At 29.4% G+C, this 25,817-nt stretch carries 27 protein-coding genes; 6 read left to right on the plus strand and 21 right to left on the minus strand.

All coding sequences use genetic code 11. The annotated features are described in order from the left end of the window. Positions 1-22: 22 nt before the first annotated feature. The 16 genes from nuoN to ABIV_RS12875 form a co-directional block, all read right to left on the minus strand. Complete coding sequence (gene nuoN, locus ABIV_RS12800; RefSeq protein ID WP_114840264.1) at positions 23-1,513, minus strand: NADH-quinone oxidoreductase subunit NuoN; 1,491 nt, start codon at positions 1,511-1,513, stop codon at positions 23-25. Further along, positions 1,513-3,039 (minus strand): NADH-quinone oxidoreductase subunit M, encoded by a 1,527-nt coding sequence (locus ABIV_RS12805; protein WP_114840265.1) that lies wholly within the window; start codon positions 3,037-3,039, stop codon positions 1,513-1,515. The genes nuoN and ABIV_RS12805 overlap by 1 nt, the downstream gene beginning before the upstream one ends. A 1-nt stretch (position 3,040) precedes the next feature. Beyond that, positions 3,041-4,984: an NADH-quinone oxidoreductase subunit L gene (nuoL, locus tag ABIV_RS12810; RefSeq protein ID WP_114840266.1), complete on the minus strand. Its 1,944-nt coding sequence runs from the start codon at positions 4,982-4,984 to the stop codon at positions 3,041-3,043. A gap of 2 nt (positions 4,985-4,986) precedes the next feature. After that, positions 4,987-5,286, minus strand: coding sequence for an NADH-quinone oxidoreductase subunit NuoK (gene nuoK, locus ABIV_RS12815; RefSeq protein ID WP_114840267.1), 300 nt, complete (start codon positions 5,284-5,286; stop codon positions 4,987-4,989). After that, the gene (locus tag ABIV_RS12820; protein ID WP_114840268.1) at positions 5,283-5,846 is read right to left on the minus strand and encodes an NADH-quinone oxidoreductase subunit J; all 564 of its coding nucleotides are present in this window, start codon (positions 5,844-5,846) and stop codon (positions 5,283-5,285) included. The genes nuoK and ABIV_RS12820 overlap by 4 nt, the downstream gene beginning before the upstream one ends. Positions 5,847-5,855: 9 nt before the next feature. Next, on the minus strand, positions 5,856-6,479 hold the full coding sequence (nuoI, locus tag ABIV_RS12825) for an NADH-quinone oxidoreductase subunit NuoI (protein ID WP_114840269.1): 624 nt from the start codon (positions 6,477-6,479) through the stop codon (positions 5,856-5,858). A gap of 9 nt (positions 6,480-6,488) precedes the next feature. Then, the gene (gene nuoH / locus ABIV_RS12830) at positions 6,489-7,481 is read right to left on the minus strand and encodes an NADH-quinone oxidoreductase subunit NuoH (RefSeq protein ID WP_114840270.1); all 993 of its coding nucleotides are present in this window, start codon (positions 7,479-7,481) and stop codon (positions 6,489-6,491) included. A gap of 1 nt (position 7,482) precedes the next feature. Beyond that, positions 7,483-9,957: an NADH-quinone oxidoreductase subunit G gene (locus ABIV_RS12835; protein WP_114840271.1), complete on the minus strand. Its 2,475-nt coding sequence runs from the start codon at positions 9,955-9,957 to the stop codon at positions 7,483-7,485. Between the two features lie 2 nt (positions 9,958-9,959). Continuing rightward, positions 9,960-10,769, minus strand: a complete 810-nt coding sequence (locus ABIV_RS12840; RefSeq protein ID WP_114840272.1) for a hypothetical protein — start codon at positions 10,767-10,769, stop codon at positions 9,960-9,962. Next, a complete protein-coding gene (locus ABIV_RS12845; protein WP_114840273.1) occupies positions 10,766-11,035 on the minus strand; it encodes an NADH-ubiquinone oxidoreductase subunit E family protein in 270 nt (89 codons plus the stop codon). The genes ABIV_RS12840 and ABIV_RS12845 overlap by 4 nt, the downstream gene beginning before the upstream one ends. Positions 11,036-11,123: 88 nt before the next feature. Then, a complete protein-coding gene (gene nuoD, locus ABIV_RS12850) occupies positions 11,124-12,353 on the minus strand; it encodes an NADH dehydrogenase (quinone) subunit D (protein ID WP_114840274.1) in 1,230 nt (409 codons plus the stop codon). Between the two features lies 1 nt (position 12,354). Beyond that, a complete protein-coding gene (locus ABIV_RS12855; protein WP_114840275.1) occupies positions 12,355-13,164 on the minus strand; it encodes an NADH-quinone oxidoreductase subunit C in 810 nt (269 codons plus the stop codon). After that, positions 13,164-13,673, minus strand: coding sequence for a NuoB/complex I 20 kDa subunit family protein (locus ABIV_RS12860; RefSeq protein ID WP_114840276.1), 510 nt, complete (start codon positions 13,671-13,673; stop codon positions 13,164-13,166). The genes ABIV_RS12855 and ABIV_RS12860 overlap by 1 nt, the downstream gene beginning before the upstream one ends. Continuing rightward, positions 13,655-14,044 carry an NAD(P)H-quinone oxidoreductase subunit 3 gene (locus ABIV_RS12865; RefSeq protein WP_114840277.1) on the minus strand — a complete coding sequence of 130 codons (390 nt, stop codon included), beginning with the start codon at positions 14,042-14,044 and terminating at the stop codon, positions 13,655-13,657. Before ABIV_RS12865 ends, ABIV_RS12860 begins: the two co-directional genes overlap by 19 nt. Positions 14,045-14,158: 114 nt before the next feature. Beyond that, positions 14,159-15,889: an ATP-binding protein gene (locus ABIV_RS12870; RefSeq protein WP_114840278.1), complete on the minus strand. Its 1,731-nt coding sequence runs from the start codon at positions 15,887-15,889 to the stop codon at positions 14,159-14,161. Then, a complete protein-coding gene (locus ABIV_RS12875) occupies positions 15,889-16,239 on the minus strand; it encodes a hypothetical protein (protein ID WP_114840279.1) in 351 nt (116 codons plus the stop codon). The genes ABIV_RS12870 and ABIV_RS12875 overlap by 1 nt, the downstream gene beginning before the upstream one ends. 146 nt (positions 16,240-16,385) lie before the next feature. Between ABIV_RS12875 and ABIV_RS12880 the strand changes: the two genes are divergently transcribed. Further along, complete coding sequence (locus tag ABIV_RS12880) at positions 16,386-18,794, plus strand: SEL1-like repeat protein (protein WP_114840280.1); 2,409 nt, start codon at positions 16,386-16,388, stop codon at positions 18,792-18,794. Between the two features lie 8 nt (positions 18,795-18,802). Here the strand turns inward: ABIV_RS12880 and ABIV_RS12885 are convergent, their stop codons facing one another. The 3 genes from ABIV_RS12885 to ABIV_RS12895 form a co-directional block, all read right to left on the minus strand. After that, on the minus strand, positions 18,803-19,729 hold the full coding sequence (locus tag ABIV_RS12885) for an AEC family transporter (RefSeq protein WP_114840281.1): 927 nt from the start codon (positions 19,727-19,729) through the stop codon (positions 18,803-18,805). Positions 19,730-19,796: 67 nt separating this feature from the next. After that, positions 19,797-20,306, minus strand: a complete 510-nt coding sequence (locus tag ABIV_RS12890) for an NADPH-dependent FMN reductase (protein ID WP_114840282.1) — start codon at positions 20,304-20,306, stop codon at positions 19,797-19,799. 85 nt (positions 20,307-20,391) lie between these two features. Further along, positions 20,392-20,634, minus strand: a complete 243-nt coding sequence (locus tag ABIV_RS12895; RefSeq protein ID WP_228254307.1) for a helix-turn-helix domain-containing protein — start codon at positions 20,632-20,634, stop codon at positions 20,392-20,394. Between the two features lie 136 nt (positions 20,635-20,770). Here ABIV_RS12895 and ABIV_RS12900 point away from each other — a divergent pair, with 136 nt between their 5' ends. Next, positions 20,771-21,013: a hypothetical protein gene (locus ABIV_RS12900; protein ID WP_114840284.1), complete on the plus strand. Its 243-nt coding sequence runs from the start codon at positions 20,771-20,773 to the stop codon at positions 21,011-21,013. Positions 21,014-21,024: 11 nt separating this feature from the next. Here ABIV_RS12900 and nfo read toward each other — a convergent pair whose 3' ends face one another. Then, positions 21,025-21,870, minus strand: a complete 846-nt coding sequence (nfo, locus tag ABIV_RS12905) for a deoxyribonuclease IV (RefSeq protein WP_114840285.1) — start codon at positions 21,868-21,870, stop codon at positions 21,025-21,027. Positions 21,871-21,948: 78 nt separating this feature from the next. Further along, positions 21,949-22,314: a hypothetical protein gene (locus ABIV_RS12910; RefSeq protein WP_114840286.1), complete on the minus strand. Its 366-nt coding sequence runs from the start codon at positions 22,312-22,314 to the stop codon at positions 21,949-21,951. A gap of 86 nt (positions 22,315-22,400) precedes the next feature. On the opposite strand from ABIV_RS12910, the gene ABIV_RS12915 reads away from it, so the two are divergent. The 4 genes from ABIV_RS12915 to lpxA are packed head-to-tail and all read left to right on the plus strand — an operon-like array spanning position 22,401 to position 25,817. Next, the gene (locus tag ABIV_RS12915; RefSeq protein WP_114840287.1) at positions 22,401-23,474 is read left to right on the plus strand and encodes an epoxyqueuosine reductase QueH; all 1,074 of its coding nucleotides are present in this window, start codon (positions 22,401-22,403) and stop codon (positions 23,472-23,474) included. Continuing rightward, positions 23,471-24,514, plus strand: a complete 1,044-nt coding sequence (gene lpxB, locus ABIV_RS12920) for a lipid-A-disaccharide synthase (protein ID WP_114840288.1) — start codon at positions 23,471-23,473, stop codon at positions 24,512-24,514. The genes ABIV_RS12915 and lpxB overlap by 4 nt, the downstream gene beginning before the upstream one ends. A 55-nt stretch (positions 24,515-24,569) precedes the next feature. Next, positions 24,570-25,013: a 3-hydroxyacyl-ACP dehydratase FabZ gene (gene fabZ, locus ABIV_RS12925; protein WP_114840289.1), complete on the plus strand. Its 444-nt coding sequence runs from the start codon at positions 24,570-24,572 to the stop codon at positions 25,011-25,013. Positions 25,014-25,025: 12 nt separating this feature from the next. After that, positions 25,026-25,817 carry an acyl-ACP--UDP-N-acetylglucosamine O-acyltransferase gene (lpxA, locus tag ABIV_RS12930; protein ID WP_114840290.1) on the plus strand — a complete coding sequence of 264 codons (792 nt, stop codon included), beginning with the start codon at positions 25,026-25,028 and terminating at the stop codon, positions 25,815-25,817.

Raw genomic sequence — 25,817 nt, forward strand, 5'->3', positions numbered from 1 at the left:
AATTTAGATACTAGGATTTTTCCTAGTATCCTGATATTTGTACATAATAAGAGATTATTTCTAATAATGGCTCTATTAAGAAAATCGAAAATATTACCAATACAGCACAAAATCCAATAAGACCTTTTATTGTTGGTGTTGAATTTGATAAAAATTTAACCTCAACTTCTTTATTTGCATCTTTTAAAAACATAAATACTATAGGTTTTAAGTAATAATATCCTGCAATTGCTGAGTTGATTACCATAATTAAGGCTAAAATTATATAACCTGCATTTACAGCACTCCCTATTAAATATAGTTTTCCCCAAAATAGTGCAAAAGGAGGAATCCCTGCAAGAGAGAATAAAAATAGTCCCATCATAAGTGCAGAAAATGGCTCTTTTTTTATTAATCCTGAATATTTTTCCATCTCATGGTCAGAAGAGAAAGTATTATAATCTTTACTTCTATTTATCCATAGCATTGAAAATGCCCCAAGGTTTGTAATTAAGAACATTAACCAATATAAAAATAGTGCTTGTGTTGCTTGTGTACTTCCAATTAAAATAGCAGTCATTGCAAAACCTGCATTTGAAATAGAAGAGTAAGCAAGCATTCTATTAATATCATTTTGTAAAAGAGCAATAATATTTGGAATTGTAATTGTTAATACAACGGTTAGGTATAAAATAATCTCAACAAAAGGGTCATTACTTGCTATAAAAATTTCAAAGAATCTCAGTGCTACTACAAAACCTGCCATCTTTGGAACAATAGATAAAAATCCTGCAAGTGCTGCAGTTGAACCTTCATATACATCTGCTACCCAAGTATGATAAGGTACAAGAGATAGTTTAAAACCTAAAGCACCTAACATAAAAATTACACCTAACAGAACTAAAGGATAATTCTCATATTCAGAAGCAACTAAAACCTCAGATACTTTTCCAAGTTCTACAGTTCCAGTTAAAGCATAAAAAATCAAAGACCCAAAAGCAAAAAAAGCAGTTGATAAAGCACCCATTGTAAAATATTTGATAGCTGCTTCTAAAGCATTTGCTCTATTATGCATTGCAATAATTGTATAAAGAGCCATTGAAGCTGTTTCAAGTCCCACAAGGATTAAAATAAGTGAATCAGAACTTACCATAAACTGAAAACCTGCTACCATAAATAGATATAGGGCAAAGTATTCAGGGTATCTATATTCTTGAAATCTTAGTTTTCCCATTGCAGTTAAAACAAAAAGGAAAGAGGCTATTACAATAATTATTTGAGATAAAATAGCAATTCCATCAACTAATAAAAGGTCAAAAAAACCTCTTACATCAGAAGTAAAACCTATTAGTGTTCCTAAATCTATAAGTAAAAATAAAACTGCAATCATCACATAAAGTGATTTATCAAGATTTTTATTTACTAAATCAATAATTAAAATAACTAATGCCCCAACAATAGCTACAATCATAGGAATAATTGTTGGGAAGTTTAAACTTGCAAACTCAATTGCAATTGGTGGGATACTATTCATTATTTAGCTCCTTCAATTGAGTTTCTATTTAATATTTCAACTCTTGTATTATCTTCTAAAGCTTTAATTTTCATAATCTCAACTAGATGATTTGCTGATTTCTCAACTGGACCTAAAATAGGTTTTGGATAAACACCTAAGATTAGAACTAAAGCAACAAGTGGAATAAGAGCACTTAACTCTCTTTTGTTTAAATCTTTTAACTCTTTGTTTTTCTCATTTTTAATAGGACCAAAGAAAACTTTTTTATACATTGTTAACATATAAATTGCCCCAAAAATAATAGTAAGACCTGCAATAAAAGTTAAAGAAGCACTTACTTTAAAGAAACCAAGGAGTGATAAAAACTCTCCTACAAAACCTATTGTTAGAGGTAAACCAATTGAAGCCATAAGCATAATGGCAAAAATTGTTGCATATTTTGGCATTATAGAAGCTATTCCTCCATAATCTTTTATCATCTTAGTATGTGTTCTATCATAAACCACTCCAACTAACATAAACAGAGCCCCAGATACAATACCATGTGAAATCATAAGAAAAATTGCTCCACCAATTCCTTCAACATTTAGTGCAAAAATACCTAAAATAATCACACCCATATGAGATACAGAAGAGTATGCAATAACTTGTTTCATATCCTCTTGAGCATAAGCGACCATTGCTGTATAAATAATCGCAATAAGAGCTAAAATAGCCATAGGAATTGTAAAATAAACACTTGCATCAGGAAATAGTGGTAAAGAGAATCTCACAAAACCATAAGTTCCCATTTTAAGTAGAACTGCTGCAAGTATTACAGAACCAATTGTTGGTGCTTGTCCATGGGCATATGGAAGCCAAGTATGAAAGGGAAACATTGGAACTTTAACAGCAAAACCACAAAAGAATGCAATAAATAACCAAAACTGCATATCAAAAGGAAGAATCATCATATTCCAATCTTGTAAACTAAAACTATAAGTTCCTGTTGTTATATAATATACATACCCTAAATAAAGCATTCCCACAAGCATAATTAAAGAACCTAAGAAAGTATATAAAAAGAATTTAACAGAAGCATAGATTCTTAAACTTCCTCCCCATGCTCCAATAATATAAAGCATAGGTACTAATGATAATTCCCAGAAAACATAGAAAATAATTGCATCAAGTGCAAGGAAAACTCCAACCATAGTCATTTCTAAAAATAGTATAGTAATAATTAGATTTTTTAAATCTCTTTTTTCACTAAGACCTATAATAGAAATCATTGTCATAAAAGTTGTCATGATCACTAAAAATAGTGAAATTCCATCAACTCCAACATGATAGTTTATCCCATATGCACTAATTATAGGAATTATATGAGTAAACTGCATTTGAGCTTCATTTACATCAAAATTTATCCATAATAGTAAAGAGAGAACAAACTGCATAGAAGTTACAATAATCCCATAAGCTTTAATTGAGTTCTCTTTTACAATAAACCCTATTAATGCTGCAAATGCTGGGAAAAATATTAATATTGTTAAAATATATTCCATCTTAATAAACCCCTTGGCTTGCCACTGCTAAGACAATACCTAATACTAAAAGAGAAACTATTCCAAAAACCATTAGCCTCAATGAGCTTGATAAGTTTCCATTTTGAGTAACTCTTGCTTTATCACCACTCTTATAAATTACTCTTCCTATTGTATCAACTATAAAATCAATGATTTTCATATCAAAAATTCTAAAGGCAATAGTTGAAAGAAGTAGATATGATTTGTTTATAACACTCTCAATAAAATGAGGAATATAAAACTGATTTGCTAATAATTTGTAGCAAAATCTATTTTCAAAAGCTTGTGAAAAATAAGTCTCTTTTTTTCTAAATCTAATAATTGCAAAAAAGATACCAAAAAGTGCAATTAAACTTGTAAGTACTATTAAAAGATATATTGTTGAATACTCTAAATGAATATTTAACTCAGGTAAAACTTTTGTAGTAAACTCTATAAATAGAGGCTTGAACCATCCAGAAACAATTGCTAAAATTGCTAAAATAGACATTGCAGCTATTACAAAACTCTTTGCTTCATGGGGATGATAATTAAACTCTTTAAAGTTTTCTTTTCCAAAAAACACATACATAATAAGCCTAAATGAATAAAAAGCTGTAAGTCCTGCTGTTACAAATAGTACTGCCCAAATTATAAAACTTCCATTTCCAAAAGCAACTTCTAAAATTAAATCTTTTGAGAAAAATCCAGATAGAGGAAAGATACCAGCAAGAGCAACTGAAGCTATTATCATAATAATCGCCGTCGCTTTCATATGTTTATATAGACCACCCATATTTTTAATATTTATCTCATCATTAAGAGCATGCATAACGTTTCCTGCTCCTAAAAATAGAACTGATTTAAAAAAAGCATGAGTTGCAAGATGAAACAGTGCTACCCAATAAGCTCCAAGTCCAGCAGCTACAAACATATAACCTAACTGACTTAAAGTAGAAAAAGCAATGATTTTCTTAATATTTGTAGCAACTAAAGCCATAAGTGCTGCACCTATTGCTACAAAAGCTCCAAGAGAGGCAATAAAGTTTCCTACACTTGGAACTGCTACAAAAATCTCATTTGCTCTTATTACTAAATAAACCCCTGCTGTTACCATTGTTGCTGCGTGAATTAAGGCAGAAACAGGAGTTGGTCCTTCCATAGCATTTGCAAGCCATTGATTAAATGGAAATTGTGCTGATTTCCCCATAGCTCCTATAAATAGAAAAACTGCAATTGCTATAATTAAACTATTATCTAAAGTCATAATATTTGCAAAAACAATATCATACTGTAGACTTCCCAGATTCCAATAGATTAAGAACATTCCAATTAACATAGCCAAATCTGCAACTCTATTTGTAATAAAAGCCTCATTTGCAGCAAAGCTAGGAGAGATAGATGAAAATGGCGAAAGTGTTGAAAATGGCGATTTTTTAATCTCACTTGTTAGTTCTTGGTCTTTTTTATGATACCAAAAACCAATTAGAAGCCAAGAACAAAGTCCTACCCCTTCCCAGCCAATAAATAGTCCTGCAAAGTTATCAGACATAACTAAAACCATCATTGAAAATACAAAGGCAGAAAGATATGAGAAAAATCTATTAAAACTTTTATCAGCTTCCATATATCCAATTGAGTGAATATGTACCATTGTTGAAACAATTGTTACAACTACCATCATCACTACACTTACTTGGTCAACTACAAAACCAAAAGGAATACTTAAATTACCTATTTCTATCCAAGAAAAAAGTTTTGTTGAAACTACAACTTCTGTAGAGTAAACAAAATATAAAAGTTTTAAAGAAGCAAACATAGAAATAGCAACTAAAAAAGAAGTTATTACTCCTACAAAAGTAAACTTCTCTTTTGTAGCAAATAAAGCCGCTAATAAAGAACCTACTAATGGTGCGAAAAGAGCAATATATAGATATTTTTCCATCATTAGCCTTTCATATTTTGTAGGTTATCAAGATTGATTGACCCATTTTTCTTATACCAAAGAATAAGTAATCCTAATCCTATAGCAACTTCACTTGCAGCAATTGCAATAATAAAAAAGGCAAACATTTGACCAGTTAAATCTTCATGAAATTTTGATACTGCTGCAAGTCCAACATTTACTGCATTTAACATAATCTCTGTAGAGAAAAAAAGCATAAGAAGATTTTTTCTTCTTAAAACACCTATCATTCCTATAAAGAAAAGAATAGCTGATAAAATTAAATAGGCATTTAAACTCATCTCTCTTTCTCCTCTTCTAATTTGTCTATTTGTTCTTCACTTAATTCTGAATATGAAACATCCATTTTTTTACCAGCTAAAATAATTCCCCCTATCATAGCAACTAAAAGCATTACTGCTGCTACTTCAAAAGGAACTAAGTATTTTGTAAAAAGTACAAGTCCTACTTGTTGTGAATTTCCCCACTCACTATTTATAGGATAGTGTGCTTCAATATTTGTTGCAATAATTGGAGCTGTAAAAATTAAAACTACAATTAAAGAGGCAATACCTGTTAATAAAAATACTAGTCTTGGATTTTTTATATTCTCTTTAACTGTTGATAAAGAGTCAAAAAACATCATACCAAAGGCATATAAAGCCATTACTGCCCCTGTATAAACCACTATTTGTACTGCTCCTAAAAACTCAGCTCCTAAAAGAAAAAAGAAAGCTGAAATAAATATCATCCCTGCTGCAAGCGAACTTAATGCATATAAGGAGTTATTTGTAAAAACTGTAATTGAAAACATAGTTACAGTTAAAAATGCGAAAAGATAAAAAGCTACAATCTCAAACATTCAAACTCCTTAATATGATAGTGGTGTTTTTTTAATTTTTTCATCTGCATCAGGGGAGATTGCACCAAAACCTGAATACTCTTTTTGCTCTTTTAATTTATCAAGAGGAGTTAATAAATCCTCTTTTAGAGCAAAGTGTGCTCTTTGTTCACTTGCATTTTCATATCTTCCACCATGAACAATTGCAAGTTCTGGACAAACCTCAGCACAATAACCACAAAAGATACATCTTCCCATATTAATTGTATATTCTAATACCTCTTTTCTAGAATTTTCATCTATTCTAGTATCCATTCTAATACAATCAGCTATGCAAATCTTTTCACAAAGACCACATCCAATACATCTGTTTTCTCCAGATTCTAAAAGTGCAAGTAATTTATGTACTGCTCTATATCTAGGAGAGATTGGAAGCTTTTCAGCGGGATATTGTACTGTTTGCATCTCACCTTTAAATAGTGCTTGTCTCATAATATTTAGAACAATTCCTAAACCTTTAAAAAGCTCACCTTTTACTGACCTTCTTAATACTTGTTTAAATTGCTCCCATGAAGTTTTTGGATATTCATCTTCAAATATATTTATATAATCATCTACACTAACATCTCTATTTTTTAGTTTTTCTAAACTCATAATCAAATCCTAAAACATCATCACAAAACCAGTGATTAAAATATTAATCACTGCTAATGGCATTAATACTTTCCAGCATAACCACATAAGTTGATCTGGTCTAATATGAGGCCATGAAGCTCTTGTCCAAAGGAAAAAGAAGATTAAAAACATAACTTTTAAAACAATTGCTAAACCACCTGAAATAAACCATAAATCATTAAATCCCCCAAGGAAAATAAGTGAAATTAAAAAACATATTGTAAATAGATTTGCATATTCACCTATAAAAAACATTCCCCATCTAAGTCCTGAATACTCTGTTGCATATCCCGCAACAATTTCAGCTTCATGCTCAAGTAAATCAAAAGGTGTTCTATTTGTTTCAGCAAAACCTGCCATTACAAATAGAATAAAAGCTAAAGGTTGATACCAAATAATCCAATTTGAAATACCACCTGCTTGATAATTATTTATATCAATTAATGATAAAGAACCAACTAACATTAAAGGAGCTAATAAAGCAAGCCCTGAAACTACCTCATAAGAAAGAAGTTGGATTGCTGTTCTTGCCCCTCCTAAAAGAGCCCACTTATTTGCCGAACTCATTCCAGCTAATAGTGGTCCATAAAGTCCTACTGAAGCTACTCCCATTACAAATAAAACCCCAACATTTATATCTGCAATAATTGGTCTTATGGTATAACCAAAAAGCTCAAACTCTGGGAAAAAAGGAACTGCACTCATAGCAATAAAAGCTGTTGAAGCAGTAATAATTGGAGCTATCATAAATACAGGTTTAGCAGCATTTGCAGGAATAAAATCCTCTTTTGTGAAAAGTTTTATTCCATCTGCTGCAAGTTGTAAAAGTCCATGTGGTCCTACATTCATAGGTCCAAGCCTTCTTTGCATAAAGGCTAAAACTTTTCTTTCAATATATGTTGTAAATCCTGCAAGTGCAGCAAATACAGAAAGAATAATTACAGCTTTTATAATAGTTTCTATAATAATTGCAGTTTCCATTTTATGCCTTTTTCACAGTAGCTTTTGCATATCTTGAATTTTCAAAGAAAACTTTTGTATCTAACTCTTTTTCAAAAGTAGAGACTAAAGCAATCTCTCCCTCAATCTGTTTTTCACAGTAAGCTTTTAATTTTCTTTGTACCGTACCAACTTCTACTATAAGCTCTTGCTTCTCTTCTAATTGTAGTTTTTCAAATAAAGATTTAGAGAAGAATATTCCTGATTGAAGATTCTCTTTAAACTCATGAGCTATTGCTGTAAACTCATTAAATTGATTTATTGGATTAGCCTTATAAATAATAATCTCGTTTTCCTCTGCTTCTAAAGCTAAACTTTCATCTTTTTTAAGTTCTAGTTTGGTTTTAGTTTCAAATTCTCTTAAATCATAACCTCTATATTCAGATCTATTATTTCCAAAGTAGTTAGGTAATCTATCAAAGTCTATAGCACTAAAACCTTTATCTTCAGGTAACTCTTTTGTATATTCAATCGTATAATCCACATCAACTTCTAAAAGTCTATTTGCAAGGTCATTTAAAACATAAGCTTTATAATCAAGAGCTGCATTTGTAGGAATTACTTTTTTATCAATATTAGTAAAAGTCCCTTCTTGCTGATTTAAAGCTGGAATATCTAAATCTGCTTCACCTAAGGCACTTAACTCAAAATCTGCTTTCTCATTGTACCCAAGAGTAAAACCACTCTCTTTTTCATATAGATTATCACAAATTAAACTTACCCCTAAACTATTTGTTTGAGGAGGAAGAATTACCACATCAAAAGCAGTATATTTATCAATTAATCCACAAAGTTTTCCTAGAGTTTCATAATTTTCATTATGAATTAAATCCTCTCCTATAATTAATGAGAATTTATCTTTTTTCTCTCTTAGAAGCTCAATTAATTCCAATAGAGTCTCATCTTTTTGAATATCATCTAAAAATTTTATATATTCAAATTCAACTTGTTTTTCCTCTTTTGTTGTAACTAATTTTTTAACTTCTTTCTCTTCTTTTGTCTCTTCATCTTTTATAAGCTCAACCACTTGCTCTTTTTTTGTTTCAACAACAGTTTTTACTCTTTGTTCTTTTTTAGAATCTATAAATTCTTGAACTTCAAGAGGTAAATCTTTAGCAAAAAGATGTAAGATAAGGTATAAAATTGAGCTTTCTACATTTGGCTTATGATAAATAAACTCTGTTGTTTTTCCCCGCTTACCAATTTTTTCAATAACTGGGTCTTGTACTGGATGGAAATAAAGAGCTGCTCCTTTATTCATAATAACAGAGTTATTTAAAGCATATCTTGCACTAGGTAAATCAGATTTTAAATAAGCACCAACAGAAATTACAAAATTTGAATCATGTACATCTTTTAGTGTTGAAGAGTAAAGTGAACTTCCAGAAGTTAAACTATAGTTTTCTAAAAATCTTTTAAATCTAAAGGCATCTTTATTTACTAATTTTGCTCCTGTTTTTTGGGCAATCTTTTGAAGTAATAAAGCCTCTTCATTTGTAATATATGAATTAAATTTTATAGATTCTGCTTTTTTGAAAGCTTCAATTGCTTCATTAAAAGCTTTTTCATCTTTCCCTTGTGCTTTATTTTCAAAATCATATGCAAATCTTGCTGCACCATTTAAAGTTGAATAATGATGTTCATTTGTAACTCTATAAATCTTAGGACTTGAATCTTCTATTGAAGTATGTTTTGTCTCATAATACATATAAGCACAATCACTTGAGTGTGGATTTGCTGCTGGAATTCTTGTAAGCTCCCAAGCATTTGATTTATATTGAAAATCATTTGAAACTAAAGCTCCAACTGGACAAACAGAGATACACTCTCCACAATCAGTACAATTATCTTCTTCAAAACCAATAAGTGATTTATTTAATTTATTCCACATTGAGTATGCATCTTTTGGCATCTCATCTTTATAATATTTATCAATTGGTTCAGAACCTCTTTTTACAGTGCTTAAAGCATTTGAACCAATCATATCTTTACATACAGTTACACACTTTTCACAAACAATACAAAGTCCTGGGTCATAATTCATTACACCCCAGTGTTGAGTTGGTCTTGGAACATCTTTAATAGAGTAGCTTTGCGAATCTAGTTTCATATAAAGAGTATAATTTTGTAATTCACACTCTCCACTTTGGTCACATACTCCACACTGTAATGGATGGTTTACATCATAAACCTCCATAATAGCTCGTCTCTCTTTTTCAATATTTGCAGTTGAAGTAACTACATTCATACCCTCTTTTACTTTAGCATTACAAGCATAAATCTGTTTTCCATCTGCTTCTACAAGACAGAGTCTACATGCTAAAGTAGGCGAACATCTTGTTAAATAACATAAAGCAGGAATAAAAATATCATTTGCTCTTGCTGTATTTAAAATAGTTTCATCACTTTTAGCTTCAACAACCTTTCCATTTATTGTTAAGCTTATTAAATCACTCATAATTAAGCCTTCTCTATCCTAACTTGTTTGTATCTATAATTTTCGGCTAAAAAGCTAATATTATCTGTCTCAATTGGACATAAAGCTACAGTTCCATATAAATCTTCATTTATAATAAACTCTTTTTTTACTTTTTGACCATTGAAATTTAAATAAACCTCATCTTTGTTTTGAATCTTAGCAATTCTTGCAAAAGATTGGCTTCCTACTAACTTTTGGCAATTCTCTTCATCAAATATTGTATAAACAACTGTTCCATTATATGAATCTAACTCTTCTACTTCTTCTAAGTTTTCATCTTCACAAGAGTCAACTGCTTTTTGAGTCTTCTCATCTAAACAGATAACGTCTAAATCAGTATATTTTTTTATTGCAGCTAATATTTTTACAATATTTTCTGCTCTTTCGTGTGTTGTAATATCTCTTCCCACAAGTAAAGATTTTGAAGTTTTCTCTTCACTCTTTTCTTTTGCTTCTTCAAATTCTTCTTCTCCAGCTGAACTCTCTGCAGAAATATATCCAATATCTAAATCTTCTAAATATCCTTGAATTTTTGAGCTTGGAGAAGTAGCAAAAGTTTCTAATAATAATGAGGCGATTCCTTCTTCACTTCCAACTTCATATTTAATTAATTGTGAATAGTAAACTTTTAAATCTATATTATCAATAGGATGCATATAAATAAATTCTGCATTTTTTTTAGCTATTGTTTGAATAATAGCCTCTTTCACTTCCTCATTATCTTGGGCTAAAAATGACCCAAATGAGATAATATAATCACTATTTAAAATTTTCTCTATTTTATTATTCATTCTTCCTCTTTATCTTCTTGTTTAATCTCTACTGCTGGAGTCTCTTTTTTTACAACAATTGTCCAATCAACCTCATTGAATTTAATTGAATTCATAAGTGTATATCCATGCTCTTTTATTAAATCTGCACTTTTTTGAACAGATGAAAAATCCCCTATTTCAAAAAGGAAAATTGCATTTTCACCTTTTGAAATATCCTTATCCATAAGCTCTAACATTCGCTCATAAAAATTATCTTTTAGTAATCTTAAGTCAAATCTTTTCATAATAACCCTACTTCCATGGCTTTACTTCTTTCCAACCATTTCGGTTCTGAAGCTAAAAAATTAAAGCTATTTACTTTTTTAATGCTTCTCATCTATCAATCTCACCAAATACAATATTTAAATTACCAATAATAGTTACAACATCAGCTAATTGATGTCCTGGTAACATCTCTTCTAAAACTCCTGTGTGCCAAAAAGATGGTGCTCTTAATTTCATTTTATAAGCATAAGGTGTTCCATCACTTACAATCATATACCCAAGCTCACCTTTTGGAGACTCTGTTGCCACATAGATTTCACCTTTTGGTGGTCTCATTCCTTGTGTTACAAGAACAAAGTGCTGCATTAAAGAGTAGTTTTGAGTCATAATTTGCTCTTTTGGTGCAGAGATATATTCAGGAGCATGAGCCATTAAAGAAGATTCACTTCCTTTATACATAGGAATTAATTGTCTTAAGATTTTTGCTGTTTCTCTCATTTCTTGAATATAACACTTATATCTTCCATAAGCATCCCCTGTGCTTGCAATTGGTACATTAAAATCAAGTTCAGGATAAAGACCATAAGGCATCTCTTTTCTTAAATCCCATTTAACACCAGCTGCTCGTAAAACTATTCCAGTACAACCCCAAGACTTTGCAAGTTTCTCATCTATAACACCTACATTTTCAAGTCTCATTCTCCAGATTCTATTTTCAGTAAGTAAGCCTTCGTATCTATCAATTTCTTTTTCAAAGTTAGTAATAAATCTTTCTAAGTCTTCACACCAAGTATCTGGTAAATCTAAAGGAACTCCTCCAATTCTAACTGCACTATGAGTAAGTCTTGCACCACAATAGTCTTCTATTAAGTCCATTGCATATTCTCTTTCTCTAAAGGCATATAAAAATACAGACATCGCTCCTACATCAAGTGCATGAGTTGCTAACCAAAAAAGATGAGACATAATTCTATTTAGCTCTAAAAGCATTGTTCTTATTATCTCTGCTCTTCTTGGAGCTTCAATTCCAAGTAGTTTCTCAACTGCTAAGGCAAAACCATAGTTATTTGAAGTTGAAGCAATATAATCCATACGATCTGTAGTAGGTAAGAACTCATTATAAATCATATTCTCACCCATTTTTTCCATACCTCTGTGTAAGTATCCAATTCCAGGTGTTGCTTTTACTACTTCTTCCCCTTTAAGTTCAAGCATAAGTCTCATTTGACCATGAGCTGAGGGGTGTTGAGGCCCAAAGTTTACCATCATGGTATTATCTTCACGCTCAAAATTAATATTTTCAAAGAAAGGTTTTAATCTATTTGCTGTTTGTCGCATCTTATCTTCTCTTCTTTAGTGTAACACTTTTGTTTTCATCAAACTTTTTGATAATAGGAACTCCACCCTCTTCTTGATAAGCTAAAGGTGTATGTTCAGGCTCATTTCCATTTGTAATATCCACTCCATATGGAACTTCATGTCCTAATCTTGCAAATCTTTTTGTATCATATCTATCAATAGCTGCTGAGTCTCTTATTTCAGGCCCTATCTCTTCTCTAGCTTCTTTACCAAAGATTTTGTCAACTTCATACCAAGATGCTGCCTCATCCCCTTGTAGAGGATAAGTTTTTCTTAAGGGATGGTCATACCAATCATCAGGCATAATAATTCTTTTTAGATTTGGATGATTTGCAACTTTTACTCCGTACATATCAAACATCTCTCTTTCAGACCAATTTGCCATTTTAAAAACAGAAGATACAGATTCAAGTGCTTGTTTTTCACGGATAAAAGTTTTTACTCTTACTCTTTTTCTTTTATTTAAAGATAAAAGTTCATAAAAAATCTCAAATCCACCTCTTTGTGCAATATAATCAATTGCAGAAAGCTCCATTAACATCTCGTAAGCTAAAACTTCTTTAAAAAAAGTAAGAACAGCGACATTATCTTCGGGCTTTATATATAAAACTAACTCATCTATTTCTATATATGAATTTAAAATCTCATACTTTTCACTTAAAAGCTTTGTATCTAAAGCATATACTTCATCACTACTTACTTCTTTTTTAGGTGTAGCAGGAGTAATATAAAATCTATCACTAAAATAAGACTTTTTTTGTACATCATGTTTAGGAGTATATTTTCTCATTATACAAGCCTCTTTTTCTTGATTTTTCTAAAGATAGACTCTCTTCTAATTTTCTTTTGAAGCATCATTAGTGCATATTGTAAAGTCTCTGGTCTAGGAGCACAACCAGGAAGATAGATATCAACAGGTACAATTCTATCTGCCCCTTGAACTGTTGCATAAGTATTAAACATTCCACCCGTATTAGCACATGAACCCATTGAGATAACCCATTTTGGTTCAGGCATTTGGTCATAAAGTCTTCTCATAAACTCTGCGTGTTTTTTTGTAAGTGTTCCAGCAATTACAATTACATCTGCTTGTCTTGGGCTTGCACGGAAAATTGTTCCAAATCTATCAAAGTCATATCTTGACGCACCCGTTGCCATCATCTCAATAGCACAACATGCTAATCCATAAGTTAAAGGCCATAAAGAGTTTGACCTTCCCCAGTTTACTAACTTATCAACTGTAGTTAAAGCAATTGGAGCTCCACCATCTTTAAAATAGTCTACTTTATGTTGTGCCATTCTAAAGCTCCTTTTTTCCAAGCATATATAAATCCAATTGTTAATAATAAAATAAATAAAATCATCTCAACAAAGCCAAACCATCCAAGTACTTGGAAATTGATTGCCCATGGAAACATAAATATAATTTCAATATCAAATAAAATAAAAAGTAGTGCCATTAAATAAAATTGTATAGATACACTACTTGGTTGTTTTGTAACTTCTGGTCCACACTCATAAAGTGAAGTTTTTAGCTTTTCTGTATTTAATCTTGCAATTTTTCTACCAAGAACTCTTGCAATATAAACTACAGTAAGAAAAATACCAAAACTTAAAACAAACATAACAAAAACGCCAAAATACGGATGTGAAAACTCCATATGTGTCATGTTTTATCCTTAAAAAATTTTAGTTTATAACTATCTCTTTTACAAACCTATAAGATTGCTTAATATTTTTTTATAGTTATTAATTATAGTTAATTTTTATTTATAAAGTCTAATTTAAAAAAATCCAACTTTATTTTCAGAGTCAAAATTCCCTTTTAACTCTTTTGAAATCTGTTCTTCAAAAGAGCTATTTTTAAATAAAGGGGCATCTTCAACAGCAATTTTAAATGCTGTGTTTTTGATTACCATCTCAATTTGACCACCTGTTAGCTCATGTTTTGCCAGCTCTTCAAGATTAAAATCTTTTGACAAAGGAAGATTTACTGGAAGTATCTTTTTCCAAAGTTCAACTCTTTGTTCATAATTTGGTTTTTTAAACTCAATTTTATAGTTAAATCTTCTTGAAAATGCTTTATCTAAAGACTCTAAAAGATTTGTTGTAGCAATTAAAATTCCATCAAATCTCTCAATCTGCTCTAAGAAAATATTTTGCATTTGATTATGCATCTTTTCACTTCCACTAGCATTTGATGTTGTTCTTGAACTTAAAAACTGGTCTGCTTCATTTAATAATAAAATTGGTTCAGACTTACTTTTATCTCTTAATTCATAATATTTATCAAAGATAGCTCTTACATTTTTTTCACTCTCTCCCACATACATTGAAAGAATTTTAGAGCAATCAAAACTTAGAACTTGTCTTTTTAAAGTCTTTGCAAAAGCAAGAGCTGTTAAAGTTTTACCTGTTCCAGCAAAACCATAAAAGATAATTCTTGCTTCAATATTTCTTTTATCTTTTATTCCCCACTCTTTAAGTCTTGTGAATACTTGCTTATCCATCTGCTTTAAAAGTGAGTCTAAAACTTCTTTTGTTTTTTCATTTAAAACAACATCATCTAAAGTCTTATTTGTAGTAACAAGTTCAAAAGTCTCTTGCTCTTTTATCAAAGAATCAAGTTTCATTTTTGTACTTCTACTTGTTTTTTTAGTTGGATGAGAGATTCTATATAAGATATCATCAGGAATATAGAAATTTCTATTTATTCCTCCAAAAGGAGTTAAAACCTCATCATAATCAACTAAAGAGTTTGAAACTAAATTTGAACCCTCTTCTAGAAGAGACCTAAACTTTATCTTTTCATAATCATCACTTGAAATCAAAGTAATTAAAGAGTTCATATCTCTTAAAGTTCCATCTCCACCTGAATACTCCTCTTTTAAAAGAGCTAAAAATAAAATTTGTTCTTGTTCATTTAAAGAGTGCTGTTTAAAAAAGTCTTCAAGCATAATTGAGCCATCAGTCTCTTTTATTCTCTCTTTTATTCTATTTTCAAGAAGAGTTAGTTTTGACCTTAATCTATTTATATTTGGTGAGTTTTCATCAAAATTACTCTTTACTAAATTTAACTGTTGTGCTAAATCAATTCTAAAAAATTGGTCTTGTAAATACTCTAAATGATCTTCATATTTTTTTACTTCTGGCAAAACAAATTCTAAAGAACCTTTTTCTAAAAGTTTTAAAAATGCAGGAGATAGAGTTACGATAGAATTTAAAAGTTCAAGTTGAGACATTTCACTCAATTTTATTTGGTCAAAACCACTTTGAACAAGCCATCCAAACTCTAATAATGATTTAATTAATTGAATTTTGTTTAAATGCTCATAATTTTCTACATCATAAAATTCACTTAAAATATCAATTACCATTGAAGTATCTCTACCTGAGATATATTGTCTAGTAATGAATTGTAAAATCTGTGCTTCTTCTTTTGAGCATTTTAGTTGTTTGAAAAAAGTTGACTTTTCAACATTTTTACATTTAATAAATTCTATTATTTCGTTCATCAATTTTTTCTTTCCTCAATTATTTTATAAAATTTTTCGAGGTTCTCTTTGTTTTGAAACCGTATTTTATAATTTTTATTTATAATTATCATTAAATTTTCTTTTTTTACTTCATTTATTTCACTAAATTTTACAATTTCTTTGTCTTTTTGTAAATCCGGAGTAAAACTGTTAGGTATTTTTACAATAGAATCTTGACAAAATCCCTTGTATTCCCCCTTTGAGTAGACGACATTTAAGCATTTTTTCTTTAAGTAATAATTTTCAATTTTTTGTAAATTAGAATTGTCATAAATATTTAAGCCAAGAAAAATTAGTGCAATAATTCCAAAGAAAATTAGAAAAATCATTTTACCTCAATTATATCAATTTATAATCATATTACATTAAAATCTCTTAACTATTAATGAGCTATATTTTTTGTTATTAAATCTATATTAAGATTATTTTTATAAGATTCGATTCTAGTTTATTTTTCAATTGTTAGGAAAAAATTATGAAAAAAATTTTATCACTTATTTTAGTGTTTTTATTTCTTACTGGATGTGCGGTAAACAATCTTCCAACTGAGAGTAAATACTCTAAAGAGACTTTAATTAAAAAGGCTAATAATGGCGATATTACAGCCATGTTAGAATTGGCAAAATATTATAAATATCCTGAAGTAATAGAAGGATTACAATATTTTGATAAATGGTATGCATCTATTGATGAAAAAGATGACCCCCTGTTAGTTGCTCAAATTGCAGATATTTATTATACATATAATGATATGTTCTTAGATGGAGAGAACAAAGCGTTAAAACTATTAAATCAAGCTGCAAATCAAGGAAGCTTAGAAGCAAAAGTTACTTTAATCAAACACTATGTAACTACATATAAAATTTATGAAGCAAAAAAGTTAGAAGAAGAGATTATTGATAAACTTTCATTAGAACAACTTCAAAATCTATATACTATCTATACAGATAAATATAGAAGAATTGAAGCAGAAAAAGTTGTTTCATATATTGTAGAAAGAGGTGGCTCACTTCCTTTTGATGAACAAATGAAAGAGATAAAAAGTATCTTCTTTAAAGTTGATTCTCAAGAAAAGATTGAGGCGTTTATTTCAAATGTTATAAAAACTCAAGATATTGAAAAAATGTCAAATGCTGCTGATTTATTTAAAGATAAATATAGATTCCAAGAAGCATCAACAATATATGAAGAGATTTTAAAACTTGATACTAACAATGCAAATGCTTATTTCAAACTATCAACAATTTATGCTAATGGAAACTCTAGACAAAATATCAAAAAAGATGTTGAAAAAGCAGAAGAGTATTTAGAAAAAGCTGCTGCTCTTAATCACGAAGAAGCTACTTTAGAACTTCTAAAAGCTTATTCTCAAAACAGAGAGACAGTAAATAAATACTTTAAACTAAAACATAAAATAGAAAAAAATCCAGAGACTCTTTTACTTCTTGCCAAATATTATAAAAAGAAAAGACAAACAGAGAAAGCCGATGCAATCTTTGACAAACTTGCAACACTAGGAAATCAAGAAGCAATTATAGATTTAGCTCTTAGAATTCCTTCAAGATATTACTTCAATCCAGAAGAGTATGTAATATCACAAAAATGGCAAAAATATATTTTTGAAAGTAAAGATGATGAATTAAAAACTAACTTTTTAGATAAAGCTACTAAAAACTACTCATTTAAAACTGCTTTCCCTGACCTTATAGAGAAACTTAATGAAGAAAAATTAGCTTCTAATAATATTATTGAGCTTAGAGAATTTGCACAAAAAAATAGATACAACAATCCTGAGTTAAGCATCAAATTTTACGAAAAAGCTTCTAAAGCTGGAGATATTAAAAGTTCTTTAGAGTTAATCAATATCTATATAGGTAGAAAAGTTAAAAAATATGCAGAGGCAGAAAAAATCTTAATTAATCTTTCTCAAAAAGGTGATGTTAAAGCTACATATAGACTTGCAGATTTTTATATGAACCCTCCTTATTATATGGATGAAAAGCCAAATCATGAAAAAGGATTAGCTGTTTATGAAGAATTAGCTGAAAAAGGCGATATTAAAGCAATGGAAAAACTTTTAAATTATCATCTTTGTAATTCTTGTAAAGAGAGTCCAAAACAGGATGAAGTAAAAGGTTTCTACTACTTAAAAAAACTTTTTGAAATAAGAAAAACACCAAGAGATTATGCTTCAATGGGATGGTCTTATAATTATGGAAAAGGTGTTGAACAAGATTTATTAAAAGCAGAAGAGTATTATTTATTAGCTGCCCAAAAAGGTTATTATGCAGCATATTATAATTTAGCTTGGTTATATTATAAAGATGATAGATTTAAAGATTTAAAATTAATTAGACTTGATTATCTAAAAGCAAAAGAGTACTTAGAAAAAGGAATTGAAAAACATCATTATGAAAGTATGAATCTACTTGGTGTATTCTATAAAGATGGTTTAGGTGTAAAAAAAGATATGACTAAAGCAATTCCTTTATTTGAAAAAGCAGCTTATTATGATAAATACGCAGCTATTCACTTAGCTAAATATTATAAAGAGAAAAAAGATTATAAAAATGCCTTCAAATACTTTAAAATTGGAAAAGATAAAGGGGATGCTGCAGCTGAAATTGAGTTTGGGATTCTGCATGAAAAAGGTTTAGGTACAGAAAAAAATGTAGAAGAAGCTGTTAAATATTACCAAAGAGCTTATGAAAACTATTATGATAAATCGCAAAAAGATGTTGCAGCTTATAATATAGGACTAGTTTATCATTATGGAAAAGGTAAAGTAAAAAAAGATCTTGAAAAAGCTAAAAGCTGGTATCTTAAATCAAAACATTCAAAAGCAAAAATTGAGTTAGAAAAGATAGAGAAACTAAAAAAGTAATCTATCTTTTAAAACTGATTTTGTAAAATCATTAATATTGCTGAAATAGATAAAATAGAAAGCAGTGTCTGCATTGTAATAACTGCAGACATTAGCTTTAAATCCCCTCCTAGTTGCCTTGCTAAAATATATGCTGATGAAGCTGTTGGCATAGAACCAAAAACCACTAAAACAAGTAGAGCTAAACCTGTAATTCCTAAAGCCTTTGCAATAAAATAGATTACAAAAGGGTAAACTACAAGCTTTACAATAATTGCTACTATTAACTCAAGTTTTGCTTCTTTTATATGAGATAGATGAAGTCCAACCCCAACTGATAAAAGACCTAAAGGAAGTGCTGCTGAACTTAAAATACCTAGAGTTTTCTCAAGTGGAGTAAAAAGAGTTATACCAAAGAAATTTAATAAACCACCAACTACACATCCCATAATTAGAGGATTTTTTATAATTGATAAAAGAAATGATTTTATAGTTATCTTATTACTTGCTGCATAAACAGAAAAAATAGAGATACAAAAAACATTTATAAGAGGAATCATAAAAGTCATTAGAAGAGCAGCTAATACTAAACCACTATCTCCAAAAATTGCATCTATAAGAGCTAAGAAAACATAAGTATTAAACCTTATTGCCCCTTGATAAATAGAGGTAAAAGCATCCCCTTTGAACTTCTTTATAAAACGATTAAATAACATAAGAGAAAGAGTTAAAACAATCATTGTTAAAAAAGCAGAAAGAATAAAGTTAAAGCCATCAATTCCTTCTAAGGAAGCGGTTGAGAGTTTATATATTAAAAGAGCTGGAAAGAGTACATAATAGGTAAATTTATCTGAACTTGCCCAAAACTCTTCATTTGGGAATTTTATTCTTTTAAAAAAGTATCCTAAAATAATAAGGAAAAAAATTGGTAATAAGGCTTCTATAATATTTTGCATAAAGAGATTATACTCTTCTTTTGCTTTTTAGAAGAAAGTTTTTAAGTATTATTACTTCAAGGGGAAATTATACCCTTGAAAGTTTATCTAATTGTTGAATCATATTTTTAGCAGTATCTTCATTTAACGGTTTATCATAACTTGTTAAAATCTCTCTTGCTAAAATATTTGCACCTAAGTGTTGGAACTGAATTCTCATAGCTTGAAGACCTTTTTGTCCTCCACCACCAGAGTGAGTTGCTAAACCTACAACTTTTTCATTAAAAGCATCTCTCCAATCCTTTGTGCTTCTTGAAGTCCAAGCCATTGCATTATTTAATACAGGAGGCATAACTCCATTATATTCAGGAGCTACTACAATAAAAGCTTTTAATGCTAATACTTTATTTGCTAACTCTTGAGCAGAAGCTGGAAGACCATTTCTTTCCTCTTCAACTGTACTATAAAGTGGTAAATCTAAGTCAACTAAGTTAATAAGTTCTGTTTCTACACCTAACTCTTCTGCAAGTTGAGCTAATCTTTGTCCTAATTTTAGGTTATTATTTGCACTTGCAACTAGAATTCCTATTTTTGACATAATAATCCTTCAAAAGTAATATTAATTTTATGGTATTTTATAACTTTTTTATTAGTTTAGCTTTAAGGATTTTCTATAAGTATTATTATTTAAAAAACTCTGCTAAATCTACATTTAATGCTTTTGATATTTTATAAAGTTGTTCTATATTGTAGTGTTTATTTTCTAAGCCAGCTTCTATTTTACTTACCATACTTACTGATTTATGCCCAATACTAAGTGCTAAATCTGTTTGAGAAACTTTTTTATTCTTTCTTATTCTTTTCACATTTTCAGCAATAGTTTTATGAAGTTCTACAATCTCTTGTTCATCAATATCTAAATGCAATAGCAAGCTGTTCCCTATAGTGAAGTTTTTTGTAAGTTTATAAGAGATAGAATTATTATTATATTCCCTATAGGGAATATTAATATTTTTAACTGGATAATTCAAAAAGTTTTTAGTATTTAAAGGTATTATTATTATGAAAAATATAATCTCAATTATTGAGAATGAAAAATTAATGACAAGATATTTATGTTATAAAAGCTATAGGCAAAGGGCAAATTCGATATTAATAAAGAATTCCCAAGGAATGATTTCTTCTGCTATACAAACAAAAGAGATGATTACTCTTTATCAAATTTTTGAAAAAGAAAAAGGTATAAATTTTTTTGTTTTTGAAAATGGAGACATATGTATAGAAAAATTATTATTAAAAAATTAGCAAAGAAGTATTTACTTCTCTACTAAATCATATAAAGCTTGAATCTCTTGTGCCCAAATCTCTTCATCAATTGTTTCAAGTACTAAAGGAATATCATCCATTCTATCGTCATTCATAATGAATTTGAAGGCATCCCAACCAATTTGTCCCATACCTAAAGAGTGGTGTCTATCGACTCTACTTCCAAGTTCTGGTTTTGAATCATTTATATGCATTCCCATAAGGTATTGTCTTCCTACAATAGAATCAAACTCATTCCATGTTTTATCATAAGCCTCTTTAGTTCTTATATCATAACCAGCCGTAAACATATGACAGGTATCAATACAAACACCAACTCTACTTTTATCCTCAACTCTATCAATTAAGTAAGCTAAATGCTCAAATTTATACCCTAGATTAGAACCTTGTCCTGCTGTATTTTCTATTACAAGTTTTACATCATTTGTAGCGTCAATTGCTTGATTCATAGATAAGGCAATTCTATCTAAACACTCTTCCTCTGAGATTTTTCTAAGATGAGAACCTGGATGAAAATTTAATCTATCAAGCTTTAAAATTTCACATCTTTGTATTTCATGAATAAACCCATCTAAAGATTTCTCTCTTGCTTCTTCACTTGGATGACCTAAATTAATAAGATATGAATCATGAGGTAAGATATGTTTTGCTTGAATTCCAGTTTTTTCTAACTCTTCAAACCATTTATCAATAGTTTTAGTATCTAACTCTTTTGCTTTCCATTGTCTTTGATTTTTTGTAAAAAGAGCAAAGGCTTTACAGCCAATTTTAGCAGCATTTATTGGGGCATTATATACTCCTCCACTTGCACTTACATGTGCTCCAACATATTTCATCTTTAAGTCCTTTCAAAATGTTCCATATTTAAAGGAACAGTTTTATTCTATTTCTGTCTATTTTTTTGGATTGTACTATTAATCTTTTTTGATTTTTATTAAGATTGAGTGTTGATTATCTTTATGAATAATATTTCTTTCATCTTTTTCAAAAAGTTTTTTTAAAAAATCTTTTTCATAAGAACTATGTAAAAATTCTTGATTAAAATTCTCACTTTTTTGGCATTTAAAGGTATCTTTGCAGATTTGATTTTCATAAATATCTAAGCGTAAAACAGTAACACCAGCTGAAAAAACCTCAACTCTAGTAAAATTTTGAAATTTAGAAATAAAGCCTTTATCATAAAATTTTAACTTAGGTGTTTTTATAAGTATAGTGGCACTTGAAACAATTTTTGGTTGATTAAAAGAGCATCCTGCAAAAAGAAAAATAGATAAAATCAAGAAAGATAATTTTTTAATACCTAATCCTTTATTATAAAAATTTCCACTATAATACAACAAAATTTATAATTAATCAAAGGTTATCATTGTTAGTACATATATGTTGCGCTGTAGATTCACATTACTTTCTTGAAAGACTACAAGAAGACTTTCCTGAGGAAAAACTTGTAGGTTTTTTTTATGACCCAAATATTCATCCTTATAATGAATATAGACTTAGATATCTTGATGTTGAATACTCATGTAAAAAATTAGGAATTGAACTTCTTGAAGGTCCATACAATTTAGAAGAGTGGCTAAAAAAAGTAAAAGGTCTTGAAAATGAACCTGAAAAAGGTGATAGATGCACAGTATGTTATGATGATAGACTGGAAGTTAGTGCAAAAAAAGCTATTGAATTAGGACATGATAAATTTACTACTTCTTTACTTATCTCTCCAAAAAAATCTCAAGATAAATTAGAAAAAATTGGAGCAAAACTAACAGAAGAACTTGGTTGTGAGTTTATTTTCAAAGATTATAGAAGTGGAAATGGAACTCAAATTCAAGGTGAAGTTGTAAAAGAGAATAGTCTATATAGACAAAACTACTGTGGCTGTCTATTTGGATTAACACAACAAAGAGAACAACAAAAGAAAATTATGGATGAGATGTTTTCTCCCCTTTCTCACCAAATACTTCCAGAATCAATTGAAAGTAGACTTGAACTATATAAAAAAAGAGATGAAATGGAAGAGCAAGGTATTCCATATCAAATCATTAAACAAAGATTTTTAAACTATAGACTTTTAAGTGGTAAAGTTAAAATCAATAAACAAACAGTTCCTTCATATTTTTTATGTTATTCAACATTAAATAGAAAAAAGATGAACGGTACTATTGCTTATGAAAAAGATGAGATTGCTTATTTAAATAGAGATGAAGTAAAAGTTTTAAGTATCGATATGTTCAACTCTATTGGGAATAGCACCTTTAGAAATGTATTAAAACTTATGTATAACCCACCAACATTTGAATCAGAATTAAATATTAGAAATGCAATTACTCAAAATCCTTATGGTCTTTCAACTATTGTAATTGTTGATGAAGTAATTGATGGAAAATATGAGATTGAACTTGACTCAGTAATTTATGAGGATGTAAAGGAAGTACTTATATGAAACTTCTAGTTTGCGCAATGGAAGCTTCATCAAATATTCACTTAAAAGAGTTAAAAAAACACCTAAATGACAATGTTGAACTAAAAGGAGTTTTTGATAACTCATTAGGGAACCCTTTATATGACCTAACTTCTCTTGCTATCATGGGATTTACTGATGCTATAAAAAAACTTAGATTCTTTTTTCGTCTTCGTGATGAACTTGTAGAATTAGCAAATGATTGTGATAAAGTTTTACTTATGGATAGCTCGGGGTTTAACCTTCCCTTAGCTAAAAAACTAAAAGAAAGATATCCAAACAAAGAGATAATCTACTATATCTTACCTCAAGCTTGGGCTTGGAAGAAAAAAAGAGTAGAAAAACTAGAAAAATATTGTACAAAACTATGTTCTATTATTCCCTTTGAATCACAAATGTATACAGACAAAGAAAAAATAACTTATGTGGGGCATCCCTTACTTGATGAGATTCATGAATTCAAAGAAGAGTTAACACAATCAAATAAAATTATCTATATGCCAGGAAGTAGAAAAACAGAGATTGTAAATCATATGAATGTTTATAGAGAGTTAGCTTCAAAAATAGAAAATAAAGAGCATATTTTGATTATTCCTAAAAAATTTGATGAAGAGTTTATCAAGAAATACTATGGAGATATTTCACTATTTAAAGTTTCAAATGATTCACATAAAGAGTTGAAAGAAGCAGAATTTGGTTTTATTTGTAGTGGAACAGCTACACTTGAAGCAGCACTAATAGGAACTCCTTTTGTTATGAGTTATGTGGCGAAAAAAGTTGATTACTTTTTAGGAAGACTTTTTGTTAAATTACCATATATTGGTTTAGCAAATATCTTTTTATATAAATCAGACAAAGAGGCTATTCATAAAGAATTTTTCCAAGAGGATGTAACTTTTGAGAACCTTTATTCTGAATATAAAAATATAAATAAAAATGATTTTTTAGAAACCTCTAAAGTACTGAGAGAATATTTGAAACATGGAAGTTCTAAAAATGTAGCTGACATAATTCAAAGCTAATATTTTTTTAGATAAAATGAATGATTTTTAAAAAACTTGAATTATAGGAATAAGAATGCTAGATATAAACGAAATACAAGAAATATTACCACACAGATATCCTTTTTTACTTGTAGATAGAATTACAGAGATGGAAAAAGGTGTTAGTGTATCGGGATATAAAAATATTTCAATTAGTGAGCCTGCATTTATGGGACACTTTCCTGGACACCCAATTTACCCAGGAGTACTAATTTTAGAAGGTATGGCACAAGCAGGTGGAGTACTTGCACTAAAAAGTAATGACCTTTCAAATGAAGAATTAAAAAGTAAAGTTATTTACTTTATGAGTATTGATAAAGCAAAATTTAGAAGTCCTGTTAAACCAGGAGATAAATTAGTTTATAAAATTGAAATTATCAAACTAAAAGGTACTTTAATTGTTCTTGATGGAAAAGCTTATGTTGATGATAAGTTAGTTGCACAAGCTGAATTAAAAGCAATGGTAGTTGATAAATAATCGGGAACGTAAATGAATAATATTCACAAAACTGCAATAATTGAAGAAGGCGCACAACTAGGAGAGAATATCACTATTGGAGCATATACAATTATTGGTAAAGATGTAAAAATTGGAGATGGAACAGTTGTTGATTCTCATACAGTAATTGATGGGAAAACTACAATTGGTAAAAACAATCATATCTTTTCACATGCTTCAATAGGAACAATTCCACAAGATTTAAAATTCAATGGGGAAGATGTTGAATTAATTATTGGGGATAATAACAAAATTAGAGAATATACTCTATTTAATCCAGGAACACAAGGTGGTGGTTCAAAAACTATCATTGGAAGTAATAATCTATTTATGGGTTATGTTCATGTGGCTCATGATTGTATTATTGGAAACAGTTGTATTTTTGCAAACTGTGCAACTCTAGCAGGACATGTTGAAATTGATGATTTTGTAGTAATTGGTGGAATGACACCTATTCATCAATTTTGTAAAATAGGAACAGGCTCAATGATTGCTGGTGGTTCTGTTGTAACTCAAGATATTCCTCCTTATTGTTTAGCAGAAGGTAATAGAGCTAAACTAAAAGGTCTTAACTTAACAGGTCTTAGAAGAAGATTTGAAAATAAAGAAGATATCAATGAAATTAAAAAAGCCTATAAAGCTCTATTTAGAGGTTCAAAAGCTCTAAAAGATTCAGCACAAGAACTTTTAGAAGAATCAAGTAATGAACACACTAAATTAATGTGTGATTTTGTAATTAATACGACAAGAGGTATTCCATTTGATAGAAAGACAGGAGAATAA

Origin of the sequence: Halarcobacter bivalviorum (assembly GCF_003346815.1) — a bacterium.
GTDB classification, from domain to species: Bacteria; Campylobacterota; Campylobacteria; order Campylobacterales; family Arcobacteraceae; genus Halarcobacter; species Halarcobacter bivalviorum.